Annotated in this window: 17 protein-coding genes; 15 read left to right on the forward strand and 2 right to left on the reverse strand. The window is 39.8% G+C overall.

The genetic code is table 11. The features are described from left to right. Positions 1-26 precede the first annotated feature (26 nt). The 11 genes from RAO94_10530 (at position 27) to RAO94_10580 (ending at position 13,221) form a co-directional block, all read left to right on the forward strand. A complete protein-coding gene (locus RAO94_10530; protein ID MDP8322773.1) occupies positions 27-935 on the forward strand; it encodes a hypothetical protein in 909 nt (302 codons plus the stop codon). Between the two features lie 14 nt (positions 936-949). Further along, the gene (locus tag RAO94_10535; GenBank protein ID MDP8322774.1) at positions 950-1,627 is read left to right on the forward strand and encodes a hypothetical protein; all 678 of its coding nucleotides are present in this window, start codon (positions 950-952) and stop codon (positions 1,625-1,627) included. After that, positions 1,611-2,285 (forward strand): hypothetical protein, encoded by a 675-nt coding sequence (locus tag RAO94_10540; GenBank protein ID MDP8322775.1) that lies wholly within the window; start codon positions 1,611-1,613, stop codon positions 2,283-2,285. The genes RAO94_10535 and RAO94_10540 overlap by 17 nt, the downstream gene beginning before the upstream one ends. Positions 2,286-2,303: 18 nt before the next feature. Continuing rightward, a complete protein-coding gene (hutH, locus tag RAO94_10545) occupies positions 2,304-3,824 on the forward strand; it encodes a histidine ammonia-lyase (GenBank protein ID MDP8322776.1) in 1,521 nt (506 codons plus the stop codon). 1 nt (position 3,825) lies between these two features. Continuing rightward, positions 3,826-5,910, forward strand: a complete 2,085-nt coding sequence (locus tag RAO94_10550) for a tetratricopeptide repeat protein (GenBank protein MDP8322777.1) — start codon at positions 3,826-3,828, stop codon at positions 5,908-5,910. 176 nt (positions 5,911-6,086) lie between these two features. Continuing rightward, positions 6,087-6,518, forward strand: a complete 432-nt coding sequence (locus tag RAO94_10555) for a hypothetical protein (GenBank protein MDP8322778.1) — start codon at positions 6,087-6,089, stop codon at positions 6,516-6,518. Positions 6,519-6,530: 12 nt separating this feature from the next. Next, complete coding sequence (gene truA / locus RAO94_10560; GenBank protein ID MDP8322779.1) at positions 6,531-7,277, forward strand: tRNA pseudouridine(38-40) synthase TruA; 747 nt, start codon at positions 6,531-6,533, stop codon at positions 7,275-7,277. Between the two features lie 383 nt (positions 7,278-7,660). Continuing rightward, on the forward strand, positions 7,661-8,215 hold the full coding sequence (locus RAO94_10565; protein MDP8322780.1) for a hypothetical protein: 555 nt from the start codon (positions 7,661-7,663) through the stop codon (positions 8,213-8,215). A gap of 372 nt (positions 8,216-8,587) precedes the next feature. Further along, positions 8,588-10,093 (forward strand): dockerin type I repeat-containing protein, encoded by a 1,506-nt coding sequence (locus tag RAO94_10570; protein ID MDP8322781.1) that lies wholly within the window; start codon positions 8,588-8,590, stop codon positions 10,091-10,093. Positions 10,094-10,124: 31 nt separating this feature from the next. Further along, entirely contained in the window at positions 10,125-11,273 is a 1,149-nt protein-coding gene (locus RAO94_10575) for a murein transglycosylase domain-containing protein (GenBank protein MDP8322782.1), read from the forward strand. Positions 11,274-11,481: 208 nt separating this feature from the next. Next, the gene (locus tag RAO94_10580; GenBank protein ID MDP8322783.1) at positions 11,482-13,221 is read left to right on the forward strand and encodes an AAA family ATPase; all 1,740 of its coding nucleotides are present in this window, start codon (positions 11,482-11,484) and stop codon (positions 13,219-13,221) included. Positions 13,222-13,279: 58 nt separating this feature from the next. Here RAO94_10580 and RAO94_10585 read toward each other — a convergent pair whose 3' ends face one another. Both RAO94_10585 and RAO94_10590 read right to left on the reverse strand, forming a co-directional pair. Further along, entirely contained in the window at positions 13,280-14,314 is a 1,035-nt protein-coding gene (locus RAO94_10585) for a low specificity L-threonine aldolase (GenBank protein MDP8322784.1), read from the reverse strand. A gap of 21 nt (positions 14,315-14,335) precedes the next feature. Continuing rightward, a complete protein-coding gene (locus tag RAO94_10590; protein ID MDP8322785.1) occupies positions 14,336-15,418 on the reverse strand; it encodes a metallophosphoesterase in 1,083 nt (360 codons plus the stop codon). A 109-nt stretch (positions 15,419-15,527) separates the two neighbouring features. Here RAO94_10590 and RAO94_10595 point away from each other — a divergent pair, with 109 nt between their 5' ends. The 4 genes from RAO94_10595 to RAO94_10610 are packed head-to-tail and all read left to right on the forward strand — an operon-like array spanning position 15,528 to position 21,230. Continuing rightward, positions 15,528-16,643 (forward strand): amidohydrolase, encoded by a 1,116-nt coding sequence (locus RAO94_10595; protein ID MDP8322786.1) that lies wholly within the window; start codon positions 15,528-15,530, stop codon positions 16,641-16,643. Between the two features lie 27 nt (positions 16,644-16,670). Beyond that, a complete protein-coding gene (locus RAO94_10600; GenBank protein MDP8322787.1) occupies positions 16,671-17,921 on the forward strand; it encodes a hypothetical protein in 1,251 nt (416 codons plus the stop codon). A 21-nt stretch (positions 17,922-17,942) separates the two neighbouring features. After that, the gene (locus RAO94_10605; protein ID MDP8322788.1) at positions 17,943-19,757 is read left to right on the forward strand and encodes an Ig-like domain-containing protein; all 1,815 of its coding nucleotides are present in this window, start codon (positions 17,943-17,945) and stop codon (positions 19,755-19,757) included. Positions 19,758-19,775: 18 nt separating this feature from the next. Beyond that, positions 19,776-21,230: an invasin domain 3-containing protein gene (locus tag RAO94_10610; protein ID MDP8322789.1), complete on the forward strand. Its 1,455-nt coding sequence runs from the start codon at positions 19,776-19,778 to the stop codon at positions 21,228-21,230. Positions 21,231-21,281 lie beyond the last annotated feature (51 nt).

Raw genomic sequence — 21,281 nt, forward strand, 5'->3', positions numbered from 1 at the left:
AAATAAGAAATAATGGGGGGTAAATAATGAGAACAAAAGTGATAATAATTTTATTATCATTACTGATATCAGTAATGATTTTTGGAGAAGAGATCACTAATGATATTTTTCAGGTGGAATACAGTCAAAAGAGTGCTCAAAAAGCCATGCTGTTTTCAGCAATAGTCCCTGGTGTTGGACAATTTTATGCGAACCCCAACACAATTACAGCTTACATTTTCCCAGTTCTGGAATTTGGACTCTGGTATGGTTATTTCTATTTTCAAAGTGAAGGTGATGATATCACCGATCAGTATGAAGAATATGCCGATCAGCACTACAGCCGTGAAAATCAATGGAGTGCTCAGAGATCTTTGATCGATGACCCCTTAAGTTATAATGGTTTCTATGCTCCAGATGATTATGATCCCAACGATCCAGACGAATTAGGAGAAGGTGGACATTTCCGCCTTGATCATGAAGATACTCAGCATTTTTATGAAGACATCGGGAAATATGATAAATATATCTTTGGCTGGGAAGACTGGACAGATATATATGCAACTATTGACGGCACATTTTGGACAAACCCTCAGTGGATCATTGAAAATAATGAGTATGGTCAAGGGATGTGGGTTGGAAATGACGTTCAGTATGAAGATTCTGATTATTACCTTGGACCCGAAAGTTTATATGGTAGTAAACGCGGAATATATAGCGGTATGAGGCAACATTACATAGATATGCGCTGGGAAGCAGAAGAAAATTATGATAAAAAAAGATACTGCTCTTTTGGTTTGATCTTTAACCATCTGCTGGCAACTATTGATGCTGTGAGAGTTACGCGTAAGTATAATATTGAGCACCTTACTTCGAATCCTGTTGATTTAAAATTTGCTCCTTCTTATGCTGACGGAACAGTTACTCCCAGATTGCTGCTGAGTTATCATTTCTAAAAAAAAGGATACTTATGAAAAGATACATAATAATACTGTTGTTATTAGCTTTGACAACTTTCCATCTGTTAGGTGAAGAAAATAAATCTGCCGTCAAAGCCATGCTGTTTTCGGCCCTTGTGCCAGGAAGCGGTCAAGCATATCTGGGCTCTTATACCAAGGCGGGGATTTTTATATCATCAGAAATTCTGCTAATTGGAACTGCATTAAGGTTAGATAGTGAAGTTGACTGGGCAATTGATACATATCAGCAGTATGCCTACTCCATGGTAGACATTCCCATTGGCAGTGATAAAGAGATTTACCAGAATATCCAGAATTACATTTCAAGTGATGAATATAATGCCGATATGTCCCATGATGCCTGGCGTTATTTTGTTCTGGGTTACAACGATCTACAAGCTTATTATACCTATGTGGAAGCAAACCAGATCACTGGGGATCAATCCTGGGACTGGGGTGATGATAAAACCTGGAAAAATTATAAATCATATAGAATTGATAAACAAAATCTGGAAATGTACAGCAATCTGGCTGTAGCCGCAGTAGTTCTCAATCACCTGGTGGGAATAATCGATACTGCCTTAACGAGCAAAAGGATGAAAAAGAATTCCCAGAGAGTGGGAAATTTGTATATTAACCCGGATTTAGAAAAGAAAGGGATAATCGTAGGCTATGAATATAAATTTTAAAATAATAATTGTAGTAATATTGATTTTTATATCAGTATCTATTCAGGCAGATGGCACTATCAATCCGGGAGTAAATTTCCTTAAATCAGCAGTTGTGCCTGGCTGGGGTCAATTATCACTGGATAAAAATTATGGATATGGCTTTTTGCTGGCAGAGGCATCATTCTGGACAATGCGGTTTTATTATCTTCAGGAAACTGATAATAATGCCCAGGCATCATATAATTATGCCCGGCAATTTGCCGATGTTGATCCTCAAGGACATTTCCCTAATCAGTTCTATGAGGACATGAGAAATTATTCAAGTTCCGGTTATAATACTGGCGGATATAATGCCCATATAGTAGCTGATGCGGTTGATCAATACCCTGATGATCCTTTGGCTCAGCAGGCATATATAGAAGCAAATGTATATGATGAAGCCCACTACTGGAACTGGAGTTCTGATTACAATCAAAGCGAATACAGCGATTATCGGCGTAATATTGATCTGTATAAAGATTATTTGAAATTGGTGGGTGGAGTAATCGCTGCGAATCATATTATTGGGGCGATTGATGCTCTACGGCTTTCCAATCATCTCAAGCATGTGAGATTTGGAGTAGATACAAATTCAGATCATGTGCCGCTTCTTACCTGCACAGTAAAATTTAAGTAGTTCAGGAATATGTAATTAATGATCACAATTGATGGAAATAGTCTTAGTCTGGAAGACGTTTACCAGGTAGCCTGCAATTTTGAGAAAGTGCAACTCGCTGATGAAGCACTGTTAAAAGTTATCAAATGCAGAAAATATGTGGAAGATGTGATTGATAAAGGCAGAATAGTCTATGGATTGACCACTGGATTTGGTAAATTTGCCACGATTACAATATCCAAAGAAGATACCAGTCAATTACAGGAAAACCTGATCCGCTCGCATGCAACAGGATTGGGATCAAACCTCTCTCAAGCGGAAACCCGTGCTATCACACTTTTAAGGCTTAATGTTCTGGCTAAAGGCAATTCCGGTATCAGAATAGAGACCTTAAATCTATTGTTTGAATTGTTGAATAGAGGTATTCATCCATTAATTCCTGAAAAAGGTTCTGTAGGTGCAAGTGGAGATCTCGCTCCCCTATCACATCTGGCATTAGTTCTAATCGGAGAAGGCTGGGCTGAATATAAAAACGAGATTATGACCGGTGCGGAAGCCTTGGAGAAAGCAGGATTACAACCCGTGAAGCTTCAGGCAAAAGAAGGTCTGGCACTTAATAATGGCACTCAGGTAATGACTGGGATAATGGCATTAAATCTACTGATGGCAGAGAATATGTGCCGAATAGCCGATGTGAGTGCCGCAGCAAGTATTGATGCCCAGTTAGGCTCACCCACAGCATTTGATCCGGATATTCATCTCCTTCGTCCTCATCCGGGGCAGATAATTTCTGCTGCTAATCTTTATAAATTATTAGAAAATTCTTCTCTGCGTGATACGCATATAAACTGTGAACATGTTCAGGATGCCTATAGCCTTCGCTGTACTCCGCAGGTTCATGGTGGTATCCGCGCAAATCTTGCTTATGTACGCTCTGTGCTGGAAGTGGAGATAAATTCTGCTACGGATAATCCTTTGATCTTTCCTGATCAGGATAAAGTTATCTCAGGAGGAAATTTTCATGGTGAACCGGTAGCAATTGCTGCTGATAGCTTTGGGATAGCAGTTGCGGAATTGGCCAACCTGTCTGAGCGAAGGGTAGAGCGAATTATGAATCCAGCACTCAGTCGTGGATTAAAACCCTTTCTGGCTCATAAACCGGGTATTGATTCCGGTTTCATGATCGTCCAGTATTCTGCTGCGGCATTAGTTTCTGAAAACAAAGTTCTTGCTCATCCAGCCTCTGTGGATTCAATTCCCACTTCAGCGAATCAGGAAGATCATGTAAGTATGGGTACTATCGGTGCAGTGAAAGCCCGAACAATTATTCAGAATACTGCCTGGGTACTGGGTATTGAACTGATGATAGCAGTTCAGGCATTAGAAGACCGTGAAGTAAAAAGTTCAACACAGCTTGAACTGGTAAAAAACTACATTCGCACCAAGGTCGATAGACTCGAAGGTGACCGTTATATTAAAGATGATATTGATACCATGCAAAAGATAATATTGAATAATGAATTAATTAACTTCCTCAACGATAACCTTGAATTAAATTAATATGAAAAAACTAATACTGGCAATATTCGTGATACTCCTGCTTACCGGATGTGTATATTACAACACTTTTTTCAATGCCGAGCAGTATTTCAAATCTGCCCAGAATGAATCTCTTTCAGCAGATGGCAAACCTTCCCGTAATGCTGTGCAGAATTATAATAAAGCAATGAAGAAGTGTGGCATTATTCTTACTGATTATAAGGACACCAAATGGTCTGATGATGCCCTTTTTATGCTCGCTCAATGCCTTTATTACAAGCAAAAAAACTATTTGCAGGCAAAGCAGAAATTTGAAGAGGTTATCCAGTTCTATCCTGACACCGAATTTGCCCAGCGCTCTCATATTTATATTGCCCGTTGTGAATGGGAACTCGATAAAGATACTGCTTATAAAAAACTGCGGGATTTCCTGGTTACCGGTACTTCAAAAAAATTCCTTGTGGAAGCTACTAATCTCCTGGCTGAATATTATCTGGAAGATGAAGTATATTCTCAGGCGGAATTTTATTACAAAAAGATCATTGATAATTACCCCAAAAGTGATATTTATGAAGATGCTTTTTTCTCTTTGGGGTTATTGTACCATAAAAATAAACATTATGAACTCTCCAGTGAGATTTTCAATGATTTTCTGAAGATCCGGACTGACAAAAAGAACAAGCTTAATGCCCGTTACTATATAACTTATAATAGTTTATTGCAGGAAGAATATGAACCTGTTTTGACTCAAGTGACATCCCTGATGAAACAGGAATACCGTGATCAGGAGATTTCAGCATTATTGATCTTAAAAGCCAGAGCTTTGGCGCAACTGGGTGATACTGATCAGGCAGATATAATCTTTGAGCAGGTGATCAATGAAAATGATAAGACTTATCTCTCTGCTGAAGCTTCTTACTGGCGAGGAGAGATGCATTTCAGGATTCTCAATAATTATGAGCTTGCCATTGAGTATTTCAATAATGTCCGCACCCAGAAAGCAGATTCTCCCTTTTTGGAAAATGCTGTCAGTCATAGTGCAGTTGCCAGCCAGATCGTGCAGTATAACACCTCACGTGATAATATTGAATTGCAGCAATTGGTCTCTGAGCAGATGAAACTGGCAGAATATTATCTAGAAGTACTTCAGCTGCCTGATTCGGCTATGGTGGTTTATGATAATATTATCAATTACCGTGACACCATGGCAGTGAGACTTGATTCCCTCAGATATCAGCTTAATTATCTTGATACATTAACCGTAGTGGACAGCATTGAGCAGGTAGTAGATTCATTATCTGTTCCCGCTGACACTCTGATCATACCCACTGATTCTCTCACTATTGTCCTGGAAGACAGCACTGCTACAGAAGAGACTATACCTGAAATTATACTACCCACCAGACGCGATACTCTCCAGCAGGAAATTACTGTTCTGCAATCTGATATTGAACTTTATGACCATGAATTTATCCCTTATGTGAAATTTGTTAAATTGTGGCTTTTGAAAAATACTTATCAGGACAGTAGCAGAACAGAGCAGTTTTATCAGGAATTCGTAAGTGACTATCCGGATAATAAATATTCTTATGGTGCGGAATCGCTGATGCAGGGCAAGGAAGTGGAATTTATCACTTATGCCGCAAAAAGACAGCGTGATGATCTTAATTATGCCATATCAATTTTAGACCAGAAACCCGATTCTGCTCAGGTCGTTCTGCAGCAGATCGCTGTTGATACCACTTCTCAATTCTATCCTGATGCTATCTTCACACTCGGGTATATGGAATATTTTATTTATCAGGATACAACGGCTGCCCGTCCCTATTTTGAAGAAGTATTAAGCTGGGATAATCAAAACGAAAGAAAAGAAACTGTGAATTCATTATATTTTGATGGAAAATTTCTCCAGCTGGATAGATTACCTGCGCTGGTGGAAATGGAACAGAGACTGGCAGAAGAAGCAGAACAGCTTGAAGCAGAAGCAGCAGCACAAGACAGCACTGATGATGAAATGATCATAGAACTGGAAGAGCTGGATAAAACTAAATCAAATGCTATGCCAGGACCTGCTCCAGAGCGGAGTTTGCGTCCCAAAAAGCCATGATCCTGGCTAAAGATATATTATTTAAACAACACCCCCTCTTCAAATGGTTTTTTTGCCTGACATTATCCTTATTCATTGTAATTGCTACCTCGATTAAACTACTCTTATTATTTGCTGTAGTACTGCTTTATTTGCTGCTCTATCCTGAAATTTATAAATTCTGGCTCAATGCTCTGATGCGGATATTACCCCTGATAATTGCTATCCTCATCTTTTCACTGCTTAGTAGAAATGATTTTTATAATGATCTGCTGCTTATCGCCAGAATTGCTTTTCTGCTCCTCATATCAGTTTTTTTGATTAAAACTTCCTCTCTCACTGAGCTTTTCGCGTTTCTACCGGAAAAAATGAATCCCTTCAAAGAATTCCTTACTGCTACCCTGCTTTTTATCCCGATTTTCTTTGAAAGTTTCGCTCAGGCTAAAAAGCAGTCAAATAACCTTTCAAAGATCATCACGATCTGCCTGGAATTTACCCATAACCACATTGAAAACATCAGGCAGCAAATAGAAAATCCTGATAATCATATAAAATTGCAATATTCCTGGGCTGCAGATATTACGGGAACGGTGATGCTCATGATCACTGGTTTCATCTGCTTTTATTAAAAAGGACGCCAGATGTCACGTTATCTTATTTGTCTTAGTTATGATGGTACTGATTTCCATGGCTGGCAAATCCAGTCTCAAGGCAGAACTGTTCAAGCCTCTCTGGAAAATATACTCTCAGAAATTGCTGGAAGCCATATAGCTGTTACCGGCTCCGGCAGAACGGATGCCAGAGTGCATGCCCAAAACCAGTATGCACACTTTGATCTGGATACCAGAATGAATACAAATCAGATCGTTGCTGCATTAAACAGCAGAGTCCCTGCCGATATCAAAATACAAAACTGCCAGCAGGTTCCAGATGATTTCAGTGCCCGATATAATGCCACTTCACGCACCTATCAATATCATATTGCCCTGGATTATTCACCATTTCAGAGACATTTTTCCGTAAATTTTCCCCGCTTCAATTTCACCCAGGAGTCTATTTCAAACTGCCTGCCCAAATTTCTCAGTGAACATGATTTCACTGCCTTTGCCAAACATAATCCTGACCTGAATCATCATCGCTGCACCATCAAAGCATTTGAAATCCACAAAAAAGAATCCCAGCTTATCCTCACCATCCAGGCAAACCGCTTTTTACATAATATGGTGCGCCGAATAGTAGGTACCTGCCTGAGAATCTCCCACACAAAATCAGATCCCGCTATAATCACAAAACTAATAAATGACTGTGACCCCACAAATAACCTGATCTACACCGCCCCCCCGCAAGGCTTATTCCTCACTCATGTAGAATATCCACCCTCTAAGTAAGGGCTCTGATTTAGTCTCTTTTTATTTCCTCGTAGAGGATATCTATTTGTAGTATAGTTAATAACACGATCTCCCACCTTTTCCTATCAACGGCGTAGCCGTTGATAGGAAAAGGTGGGGGTGGAAATCTGATTCGTTTTTACTACAAATAAATAAGCACTACGTGCTAAAATAAACCACATTTCACCCCACTTAGCAGGAGTTTTGGCTGGTATTCCAGACAAGACTTCTGGGGGCGACCGTTATCACTATAAACTGTCGTCCAGGACTCCTAGAGTACGGTTCATCCCGATGAATCGGGACTGACTTAATGGGTAGTCAAGGCTAACAAATTGACAGGAATATTAATAAAATTATCTTAGGCTCAGATTCAGGAGGTTAATATGAAATTCGTGATATTGCTTGTAATTATCTTTATATCTGCCCTGCTGGTGGCAGATGAACCACCGGCTCAAACAGAACCGGATAATAATGCCAATGCTGAGCAGAATGATCCAGTAATGCAGGCACACCGTTTCTTTGCTGCTGACTATTTTAATAAGTGCTGGGACTATATCGACAAAACTGACCGTACCCCCGAGGATGATCTGATGATGATCCATTATGCTCACGCGTCCCGTGCACACTGGGAAGCCATAGGCAACCCTTCAAATCTTGCTGTTGGTGAATGGCAGATCTCTCATGTGTATGCTATTTTAATTAATCCTTTGGAAGCTGCTACTTATGCTCAAGCCTGTTTGGATATATGCCAGAAGAATCAATTAGAGGGTTTTAATAAGGGATTCGCTTATGAAGCACTTGCCAGAGCAGAGACGCTAACGGGCAATGTTACTGCCGCCCAGGAATACATTGATCTTGGTAAAAAAGAAGCCGAAAAAGTGGAAGAAAAGGAAGACCGCGAATATCTCCTGAATGAACTGAATAATATTATTGAATAAAATCTAAATTTCCCAAAATAAACCTATTGCGGGAATTATATCCAGATTACTTACGTCTGAATATAATTCCCGCATAATTTATAATTAAATACCTCTAAGAATCCCTCTATTGATATCAATGATCCACCTCAGACCACCCTGCTTCTGCCATTGAGGAGGAACAACAAAGAACTATCTAACATAAAAATGTCACTATGTGCTAAGTTGTTCTAGTTATATACTGGATATATGCCTAAAGAAATGGTGTATAGGGATTTATCTATATTTTGAGGGTTTGGGGGTGGAAAAGCAGGATAAAAACTATAAATTGTAAATATTGACAGATATTTAGGAAATAATATATATAGGGCTATAAAATATAAGGAACAGGAAATGCAAAATAAAATAATGTTCAGTTTACTGATTTTTCTCGTTTTTGTGCTCAATGCTCAGATAAATGATATTCCAGTGACTCGAAATCTTATGCCGGATGAACATCCTGTGGAATCTTATGAGGATTATATTTCAAATCTGGTACAGGTAGAAACATCCTATCAGGAAGTGATCAATAGAACTGGTAGGGAAAGAGGCAGTTGGCTGGCATTTGTGGAAAGCGGTTTGTATGACAGTCTGGAAACAGAGCTTGCAGTGTGGAATTTTGATCTTGAGCAGGAAGGCTATAATCTTATCCTGATCGAGTGGGCGGGGACTTCCGCTGAAGACCTTAAAGATGTTATCATTAATTATTACAATTTTTATAATATCAATGGAGTGTTTTTACTTGGCAATCTACCGGTTGCCTGGTTTGAATTATGGGAGGATTGGGATGGAGATAATGTTCAGGGACCAGGTGAAGAGTGGGTAGAATTTCCCATTGATCAGTATTTTGCTGACCTGGATGGTCTTTGGGATGATCTTGATGGAGATGGGGTTTATGATCTGCATGAAGAAGAACTGGATGCCGAATTGGCAATAAGTCGTTTACGGGCAGATAATTTGAGCTATGCCGGGGCAGAAGTGGAAATCCTTCGCAACTGGTTTGAGCGTAATAATCTGTATCGTAATGGTGTTCTGGAAGACAGCGATCAGGCATTGGGATATATAGATGATGACTGGGCTTACTGGGATTATGAATATCAGGCGGCACTGGAGCTATGCTATACCAATGTGGAAATGATATCTGAGGTAAACAGCACTACAGCAGATGATTATCGGGAAAACAGGTGGAGCGGGACTTATGAATGGATCCAGGTGCACGTTCACTCAGGACCAGATGCGCATTATTTTTATCAGAATAATGGCAGTAATTACTACCTGGTGCATAATAACGAGATAGCACCTTATAATCCAGATGCTTTATTTTATAACCTGTTCTGCTGCTCAAATGCCAGATTTACTCAGGCAAACAGTATGGGCAGTCTTTATGTGTTGGGAAACGAGCATGGTCTGGCTTCGATAGGCTCAACTAAAACTGGTTCAATGCTGGATTTTGAGTATTTCTACGGTCCCTTAGGTAATGGGGAAGTGATGGGTGAAGCTTTGAGGCAATGGTGGAATGATACCATGGTGGAATACGAATCTACAGAATATCGGCAGTGCTACAGAAGCTGGTTTTATGGCATGGCACTGATTGGTGATCCGACTTTGGTTACAGAATATGAGCCAGTCAGCGTGCTGGGAGATATAGATTATAACGGGCAGATCGAGGCGTTTGATGCATCTATGATCATGAGATATTGCGTGGGATATGAGCCGGGAATTTCTGCTCCACTACCCTGGGGTGCTGCCAGACGATATTTTGCTGATGTGGATGGCACAGAAGAATTGACCTCTTATGATGCTGCCTTGATCTTACAATATTTTGTGGGCATAATTACGGAATTCCCCGTAAATGAATAATAAATAATCATTTTTTTGAGGAGGTGATAGAATGAAGAGATTATCTGGGATATTAATAATTTTACTATTAACAGGCTTATGCCTGGCACAGGACTCATATCAGGACTATTTGAATGAGCAGAACCAGCAGCAGGAAGATTATATCAATCAGCAGAACACTGCCTTTGCCAACTATCATAATCAACAGGATTCATTATTTATTCAATATAAGGATGATATTGAGAAATTGTGGAATGAATTCAGGGAGTCTACTCCCAAAGACTGGGTTAGTTATAATGAGGATTTTTCCGGTCGCAGTGAGGTTTCCTTTGAGACAGGGGAAATCAAAGTTGATGCAGTAGTGGAAAGCACTTCTGGTCAAGATGAGGTAAAAGCCCAGGAAATCATAAAAAACCAGATAGTGAGTATTTTACAGGAGAAAGACGCGACAGAAGAGCCAATTCTGGCTGATCAGGTGAAAAATCCACTTGGTTCCGGCAAAGCAATCAGTGAGAAGGATGTTAATGAACTGGCAGAGCAGATCGCTAAGCAGGCGGTTAAGAAGGAAATTATCGGATCAGATAATCAGATCAGGATGAAATATACAATTTCTCTGGAATTGATGCCAGACCATATTCGCAAACGGGCAGAAAAATATAAACCCATAATTGAAAACTTCTGTCAGGAATATCAGATCGATCCCCGACTGGCACTGGCGATTGCTCACACAGAGTCATATTTTAATCCCAAGGCCTATAACCGCCATGGCAATGCTTATGGCATGATGCAGATCGTACCTAAATATGCCGGAATAAATATGAATAATGTGATCTTTCACAAAAACCAGAAACCTTCTTCGGAGGAACTATTTAATCCAGACATCAATCTGCACATGGGAATTGCTTATCTCCGCTGGTTGGCTGATAATAAATGGCAAAAAGTTACTAATCCGACAAACCAGATATATTGCATGATCTGCAGCTATAATGGTGGACCGGGTACTATTTATAAAGCTATGACCGGTAAGATGAATAAGATTGGACAGGAAAAATGGGATAAAATGATCAACGACCTTTCTACCATGGACAGCAAGAAACTCTATAATAAACTCCGCAAAGATGTACCCTTTGAGGAAACCAGAAATTACATAGAAAAAGTAGTAGGTAAAATGAGCAATGAATACGCCATGGGGAGAGAGTAACAGCTAAACTAATTTATCCCTATACATCGGAAGAGCTGAATTTTGGACAGGAGTTTAAAGTGTCTTGAGCTAATTTAATATTACTTGTATAGTTGAATTATATCTATAGCTCTTTCTTCATGCTGCATAAATTTCTGGATTACTGCTAATTTTGAGAAAAAACTTGATTTCTATGATAAGGTATTAACATCTTGTCTAAGGAGTAAAAATGATAAGCAAAATCATTGTAGAGAATTTTAAAGGATTTGAGAGAATTGAATTAGATTTAGATAAATCAGTCCTTTTCATAGGACCAAATAATTCTGGTAAAACAACAGCCTTACAAGCCTTTGCCCTTTGGGATATTGGTTTAAAAAACTGGTTAATTAAAAAAGGAAATAAAAATCCAACCCAGCAAAAATCAGGCATTGCCATCAATCGCAAAGACTTAATTAATCTGCCAGTTCCTCAGTCAAAACTTTTATGGAATGACCTGCATGTGAGAATGCAGAATAACACTGGTAAACAAATTACAAGTAATATCATGATCAATATATTAGTAGAAGGAAACACAAATGATAAATACTGGCAGGTGGGACTGGAATTTGATTACTTCAATGAAGAATCACTTTATTGCCGCCCGTTGAGGAAAAGCAATCAAAAGAATTTTGTACGCTATTCAATAGATAATTCTATTACCTATCCGATTTTTGCCTACTTACCTCCTATGTCTGGATTAACTATCAATGAATTTCAGAAACAACCAGGAGAGATTAACTATTTAATTGGTCAAGGTCAAACAGCTCAAGTACTTAGAAATCTCTGTTATAATTTATTCACTAACAAAACTGAGAAATGGTATAAGCTAAAAAAACATGTCAAAGAACTATTTGGCATAGATATTTTAGAGCCTACCTGCAATAATATTACTAATGAATTAGAATTGCAATATGATGATAAATCCAAGATCAGACTTGATATTTCTTGTGCAGGAAGAGGAGTGCAGCAAGTGCTATTGTTGCTCTCATATATTTATTTTAATCCGGGAAGCATATTATTACTTGATGAGCCTGATGCCCACCTTGAAGTCCTCAAACAACGAGAAATTTATAATTTACTGCTTGATATCGCTTTGGAAAATAAGTCGCAAATTATTGCTGCCAGTCACTCGGAGGTCTTACTGAATGAAGCTGCTCAATCTTCACAGGTAATCGCTTTCCTGGGCAAACCACATGTAATTAATAATAAGTCACAGGTGGCAAAATCACTAACGACAATTGGCTGGGAAAATTATTACCAGGCAGAACAAAAAGGTTGGATATTATACCTTGAGAATAATACAGACCTCAAAATTTTGCAGGCATTTGCCCAGAAATTAGATCATCCTGCTTTGGTCTATTTAAGAAATCCTTTTGTGAAATATGTAGAAACGAATATTCCTCAAAAAGCCAGAAATCATTTTTATGCTATTAAAGAAGCTAAAGATAATCTTAATGGTATTGCTGTTTTTGACCATCTGGAAAAGCAGTTGAATAGTGAAGGAGTCTTAGTTGAACGCATGTGGGCACAAAATGAAATTGAAAATTATATAACATTTCTGGAACCACTTCGAGAGTTCATTAAATCACAATTTACCATCCAGACAGACAGTTCTCAATTAGATTTTATGAATAAAATCAATATAGATAGACCGTTGCAAGTTCTTGATGAAACTATTAAAGAAATATCGTCAGCTTTGAAAATTTTAGGTGAAGATAACGGTGATCTTTGGGGTTCAAAGATAAAAGCTTCAGAGAAAGTCCTGGATAAAATATTTAAAAATTTCTCTCAGAAAATGAATATCCCCTTAATTCTCAGGAAAAGCGATTATTATCTGCTTGTGAAATTTCTTCCTCTGGAATTGATAGATAAAGAAATCATTCAAATACTGGATATCATTAATGAAGTAGCAATCAAATCACAAAGTTGACTTAAAAATTAAATCAAGCTGTGTTTTGCTATCTGACAATTATTTTAGATACTGAATTTCAGTTCTTAAGCTCCTGTTTTAATGCTTTTATAAAATGATCAATATCTTCTTCAGTGGTATCAAAGGTTGTCATGAAACGTACCTCGTGAGTGTCCTCATCCCAGACGTAGAAGAAATATATTTCTTGCAGGCGAGGGATCAGCTCTGCTGGCAATATGGCAAACACGGAATTAACTTCGCAGGGTCGGGTAATCGTGATACCTTTCACTTTTAATAATTCATTATAAAGCTTTTTTGCCATATTATTGGAGTGTAAGGCATTATCATACCAGAGATCATCTGTAAGCAGGGCAGAAAACTGGGCTGAGATATAACGCATCTTGGAATGCAACTGCATACCCTGCTTGCGGAAATATTTAAAATCTACTGCCAGTTCTGGTCGGAAAAATACTGCTGCTTCGCCAAACATCATCCCGTTTTTTGTTCCGCCAAAGGACATCAGATCAATACCTGTCTCAGTGGTCATTTGCCTGATAGTGCAGTTTAATGCCACTGCTGCATTGGCAATTCTGGCTCCATCAAGATGCAAAAGCAGGTTATTGGCATGGCAGAAATCAGCTAAGATTTTCAGCTCCTGGAGTGAGTACAGAGTACCTAATTCCGTGGACTGGGTGATAGAAACCACTTTAGGCTGGGAATGATGTTCAAAACCAATTCCATGCATCATGGTCTTGATAAGTTCAGGAGTCAATTTCCCATCTGGAGTAGAAATAAATTCCATTTTACAGCCCGTTATTGCACTGGGAGCACCGCATTCATCCACGTTGATATGGGCAGATTCCGGGCAGATAATGGAATGATAACTGCGGGTTACAGTATTAAGCAGCACGGTATTAGCACCAGTGCCGTTATACATAAAAAAGACTTCGATATCATCACCCAGTAGTAGTTTGAATTTATCGACAGCTTCCTGAGTGTAGGGGTCATCACCATAGCCAACATAATGTCCCTGATTGACTTCGTGAAGAGCTCTCATCACGGCGGGATGTACGCCAGAATTATTGTCACTGGCAAATGATTTTGGTATTTTCATATATTTATCCTCTTTTGGTTTTTATGGTTTTAATTTCGAGATTGTGCCATCCGGGGCAAGAACAAAAAAACTGTTATCCTGGTATAAAAGTGCCTGACCAGATTCCTGATATTTAAGTCCTGCATCAATTGCAATTATCCTGCCTTCCTGGGCATATTGGATATTCTTAAAAGTTGTATGCCCTACGATAATATTTTCCAGGCTGTATTCATTCAGGATACCGTCTATGATCTCAGGACTGGCAGTGTCCCATTTATCTTCTGAATAAAAATAACCACGATACCAGAAAGGTCCGTTAGTGCGGAATAGATAATCAAGGTTCGTATCCTGAATTGCTTCACTGTCATGATAATAATCCCAGATCATTGTATTCACCTTATCAAGGTCTTTATATTTTTGGGCAAATCCAGTAGAAATCCCTCCATGAACAAAAAGCAGATCATCAAGCTTAAGTATAGTCTGCCAATTGCGAATCCAACTGCCAAACAGGGTGTTTTCACCATAAAGTTCATTATAGGTCATATCCAGCAATTCGCAGGTTCGCCCATATTTGCCATCCATTTCATGAGTTCTTTTTCTGATGGTCATGGTCTCATGATTGCCAAGGATAGGGATGAGTTTATTTTGAGGATTATCAACTGTTTGTGAATAGAGATGATATAGCAGCCACAGGCATTCCGTAGTATATTCACCGCGATCTAAAACATCTCCCACCATGATCAGGCAGCCATCATAGATCCAGTTATAATTTTCGTCCATCACTCCCGCAGCCAGAAGCAGTTCTATTGTGCCATCCAGATTGCCGTGCATATCACTGAGAGCCAGGAATTTATCAGGTTTTGGCGGGCTGGTTGCCGGCTGCTCAAAGTTCTTTGTTAAAACTATGGGTTCTGCTTTACCATCTGACCAGTCCAGAAGGAATTCACCCTGATCATCTGCTGATAAGGTGTCACGGAAAACCTGAGAATCCTGGATAGTAACAGCTACAGGCAGCCCATCTTCCCAGAATATATAGGGTCCATCTGAAAAATTATCTGCTGACCTTGCTTCATTGAAGCAGATCAGGACAATTATCAGAACAAAATATCTTATTATACTTTTCATAAAGTAAGAGGAAATATATCGCGGATTATGGTCAAGTTAGAAATATAAGTAAATAATTGTTGACAATGATAGCCAACAAAATAGACAATCGCTCTCAAGTGAGGTGATTATGCTGGATTTAATTAAAGTCAGAAAGGAATTACACCAGATCCCAGAGCTGGCATATAAGGAAATCAAGACTCAAGAATATATTCTGGGAAAACTGAAAGCTTATCCCGGACTGAAAATTCATCGTTTTAAACCTACTGGAATATTAGTTGATTATCAGGGTGGAAAGGGCAAATATCTGCTATTCAGAGCGGATATGGATGCGCTGCCAATCAGCGAAAATACCGACTGCGATTTCAAATCATTGCATTCCGGAATGATGCATGCCTGTGGTCATGATATTCATATGACAATATTACTGGGATTGATAGACCAGGTGATCAAAGATCAGCCGGCAAAAAATCTGGTATTTCTATTTCAACCAGCAGAAGAAGGTCAATCAGGTGCTGAAGCAGTTCTGAAAGATAATATCTGGGATAATTATGATATTGCAGCCGCCTTTGCATTACATGTGAGCCCTGATCTACAAGTGGGAACTATCAGCAGCCGGGCTGGAAATTTCTTTGCTGCCACAGCAGAATTTGATATTTCCATTCAAGGAATATCTTCTCATATTGCCATGCCACAGGATGGAAAAAATGCTTTACAGGCAGGTATAGAAGTGTATCAGTCAGTGCAGCAGTTACAGCATATTGTAAAATCAAATGAGCGCTTTATTTGTGATTTTGGTTTAATGACTGCTGGTTCTGTTCGCAATGCCATACCTGCGCATTGTCTGCTTTCAGGAACTATCAGAGCTGCCGATAGAGACAGGATAGCTGATCTTAAAAAATCTCTAAGTGCTATCTGCCATGCTGTTTCAGCTGCTTATGAAGTAGAGATTTCCACGGAATTCCTGGCAGAATATCAGGAAGTGTATAATTCTAATGCCCTGCTGGAAGACCTCAAAATCGCTGCCAGTCAAACCGGAGTGAACTATCAGCAGGCAGAAATGACGATGGCAGGTGAAGATTTTGGTTTTATTGCTGGTCGTTGGGGAGGTATATTATTCTGGCTGGGTGCCCGGGGAAAGGAAGTATATCCTCTGCACAGTGACAGGTTTTTACCCTCGGAAAAATCTATTGATCTTGGGATAAAATTATTTTATCAAGTAATAAATAACAAAATAGGAACATAATTTGCTATAAAATTCGCGGAGGATACTATGAAAAGAATCTTATCAGCCACATTATTGGTCTTTTTAATTATTTTGCTCGTTAGTGGGTGTGATGGCCGTAATCCTACCTCAACCAGCACAAGTCTTATTATCAGCACTAATCTCGATACGCTGCATATTGGTTCATCAACAAATAGTTGTAATATCAGAGCAGCAATTACAAGAGATGGTGAAGCTATAGAAGGGGCACAGGTAAATTTCAGTACTAATTTTGGTAAGATCTTTGTTAGTGGAAATTCAAATATTTATGGTGTTGCTGAAACTACTTTCTGGTATGATGGAAACGAAACCGGAGTTGCCACAATTCGCGCTTCTTATTCCGGGGCTGAAGATCAACTGCAAATCCAAATCGTTGATGATCTGCCATTTCTCCTGAATATCTGGGCAGATCCGGATACAATATATCTGGGTTCAGGCCAATACAGCACAGACGTGCATGCCCGGCTCACAGACAGAGATGGAGTGGCAATATCAAACCAGAACCTGTATTTTGATTCATCCGGGGGATATGTCACCCCAAACGGTATGACCAATGCCAGCGGGTATGCGGAAGCTGTATATATTCATTCCGGCAATGTAGAAGATGAGATAGAGATTTTAGTTACATACCAGGGAGTTACGGCTGTTAATTTTATTCAGATCTATCAGCTTGATATTATTAATCTGGATGTCTGGGCTGATCCAGATACAGTATATGTAGGAACGAGTGCAAATTCAGCAGAAATTTATGCTGAATTAACGGATGCTTTTAATAATCCAATTGTTGACGAGCAGATAAGTTTTACCACTAATATCGGTTCCATTCTCGGCTTTGCCGACACAAATAGTAATGGCATCGCCAATTCCACTTTCTGGTATAATGAAAGACCAGATATCACTGCTGTGATCACCGCTGAGTATCTGGGAATCACAAAAACTGTGAATGTTATTATATTAGAGGATCAGGCTCAGATAGTTTTTCTGGAAGCAGACCCATTGATCATATATGCTGATAATAATGTGGAAACATATTCCCTGATCACCACGAGGGTACTGGATAGTGCCGGCTCTCCCGCGGAAGGTCTGCTTGTAACTTTTGTTACTACAATAGGCTATATGCAGCAGCCTTATGCTGAAACAGATGCCAATGGATATGCTACAAGTCGTCTTCAGGATAATGGAATTTATGGAGTGGCTACAGTATATGTAAGTTGTGAAAATGACCAGTCCCAGATTGATGTTCATATTCTTCCGCAATAATCTTGAACCGAAGGAGACATTATGAAGTTCAAATGGATATATCTCTTATTGCTTATAGTTTTTCTCAATAGTTGCCAGAATGATACTACTACCACTTCAGGAGGATATACTCTCACCCTGAATTCGATACCGGATACTTTATTCACACACACGGCTCCTAATTCGGCTGAGGTTACTGCCATGCTGATCAATGATAATTATCCTGTTTCGGGTGTAGAGATCCAATTTGCTGCCGATACGGGTGAATTAGCCGGTTCAGCAATAACAAATAATAATGGAATTGCTACATCAATTTATCATGCAAATACCGCCCAGCCCGGAACTGCCACTATAACTGCCAGTTATGATGATATTGAAGCTGCTACTGAGATCACAATTATCAGCAGTGGTGTTACTCTGACCCTCATCTCATCTGCAGAAACCCTGTTTGTGGGCTCGGGAGAAAATACCTGCCAGATCACGGCAATATATACTGAGAATGATCAACCTGTACCGGATGCTCAAGTTTTCTTTACTACTGACCTGGGGGAGATCACTGCTTTTAACGTAACTGATGAAAATGGCATGGCAACTGCTACATATCTGAACAGCAATCTGGATACCGGTATTGTCAATATTAGTGCCACCTGCAATGGACTTGAAGCATTTACTAATATTATGCTGGATTTGGACCCTGCTTTGCAAATGAACATCTCAACAACAGCAGATACCCTGTTTCTGGGTTCTGGTATTGATACTTGCCAGATCAGAGCTGAATTAACCCGAAATGGCGCCCCTGTAGCCGGAGCTCCAGTCAGTTTCACTTCTGATATTGGAAGTATCACTGCCAGTGATATTACAGATAATGATGGTATTGCAGAAGCCACTTTCACTTATGATGGTTCTGAGCCAGCAATAGCTACTTGTCAGGTTGCTTTTTCCTCCCTGCAGGATGAAATTGTCATCAATATTGTGGAGGATGCCATAAATGACTTGGAAGTCTGGGCTGATCCCAATATGATATTTCTGGATTCTGGTAATTATGACACAGATGTGTTTGCCAGCTTAACCGATCATGATGGAAATCCCATTTCTGATGAAGTCATCAATTTTGAAGTGAGTTCAGGATTTATACCCTCGAGCTCGATCACTAATTCCCAGGGATTAGCAGAAGTAGTATATGTCTTTTCTGGTGATGAGGAAGAAATTATCCAGATCACAGCAACACATCAGAATCAATCAGCGATCGGTTATATTTATGCCCTGCAGCCTGAGATAGTACTTACTGCCTGGGCTGAGCCTGACACTATTTATCAGGGCACAAGTGCCAATTATGCCGATGTCTATGCTCAATTGACCACGGAGTTCGGATCACCGATTACGGGTGTCCAGATCAATTTTTCTACTACTGTAGGCTCTATCCTGGGGTATGGTTCCACAAATAGCCAGGGAATAGCGAACACCACTTTCTGGTACAATGAAAGACCTGATATCATTGCTGATATCACTGCTACTTATCAGGGACTTGCTGCCACCACCAGTGTGACCATACTGGAAGATCAGCTCGAAATTGTTGCTCTGGAAGCTGATCCGCTCATCATCTATGCTGATAACGACCCGGAAACATATTCCACTGTCCGTGCCAGAGTTTATGATAGTGCCGGTTTGCCTGTTGAAGATGCAATTGTCACTTTTGAAACCAATCTCGGCTATATGACTTTAGATACCGCCCAGACCAATTTCTCCGGCTGGGCAACCAATATGCTGCATGATAACGGTGTTTCTGGTGTGGCAACTATATATATAACCTGTGATAATGACTATTCACAAATAGATGTTCAGATTATTGATGAATAAAAAATAGTAAGGAATAAAATGAAATACACCCAAATAATCATATTAGCCTGTATTTTACTCATAATCACTTCATGTGATTCACGAAATGTGGAACCGGAATCTTTTCAATTGACACTTCATGCTAACCCTGAGACCATCTTCAGAGATAATAATGAAACCTATTCCATTATTTCTGCTATCGTTAAAGACGATAATGATTTCGGTATCTCAGGTACTGAAGTGAAATTCCGTACTAATATCGGCAGCATTATCGGTGCAGTCTCAACTGACAGCTCAGGTGTGGCAGAATCAACCTTCTGGGACAGCAATGACCTGGGAGTTGCTACCATCGAAGCTTTTGTAGGGGATGTTTCTGCTTCTACTCAGGTTACTATTCAGGAGCTGGTTAATAATGAAGTTGCTTCCATCGCCTTTGATAATGCCCCGCTGAATATTCAGGTGCAGGGTACTGGTGGTCAGGAAAGCGGTGTTCTGAGAGCTTATCTCCATGACCTTAATGGCAATATTATAGATACTAATCAGGGAGTATTTTTTCAGCTGCTAAGCCATCCTCTTGGTGCTTTGATCAATGGGCAAACAGAATCGGACACTGTATCTGCTCAGAACGGCTCAGCTGCTGTGATCATCTCCAGCGGTACTGCTTCTGGTATTGTGAGTGTGAGAGCTTCTACATACACTGAAGAAGGTATACTGATCAGTGCCGAAAAATCAAATATTATTATCCATTCCGGACCGCCTAATTCAGTTGATTTCTCCATCAGCGGTGATGACAGTGGTGAAGATATGGGTGGCGGACTCTGGGTCGTGGAAGTGAGTGCACTGCTTACTGATAGTTATGGAAATCCCGTAGATTCAGGCACAGCAGTATTTTTCTCTCTGCCGGAAGATCCTGATTTTGCCTCAGTTCAAGCCAATTCATATGTGGGTAATGAAAATGCCAATGGTGATACTCTGCAAGGAACCGCCTACACAAACCTCATCTACGAAGGCACAATGACCAATAACTTTGTGATGGTGCAGGTAGATACCGGTGAATTCAGCGACAATGACTCCCTGCGTTTACCTCTCCAGGCTCCGCATCTGGATATCACTGTTACTCCCGCTCATATTGACTGGGATGAAAGCAGTCCCAATAATCCTCCTGATGATCAGTCAACAACTGTACGGGTAATAGTGAAGGATGGTCAAAATAATCCTATTAATAACCAGAGAGTGATATTCTCATCTTCTTTGGGGGACCCAGTGGATATGGGTACTGATGAAGATAATGATGATTTTACTGAGATAACAGGACAGCAGGGTGAAGCTGGACTCGTGCTCAAAGATATTGAGTTTCACCGTTATGAATGCCCCGCTCCAGGTCCCGGAGGGCCCGGATTCGCAACCTGCACGATAACAGCCACGCTTCTGGGAAATGTAGTCTCAGGCTCATCAGTTATCTCCCTTTTCCGCTACGAAGATTTCAATCCCTGATCCCTCAAAAGTTAGATTTACCAGAACAACTGTTTCCTAATTAAATAGTTG

The organism is Candidatus Stygibacter australis, assembly GCA_030765845.1.
In the GTDB taxonomy this organism is placed as follows: Bacteria; Cloacimonadota; Cloacimonadia; order Cloacimonadales; family TCS61; genus Stygibacter; species Stygibacter australis.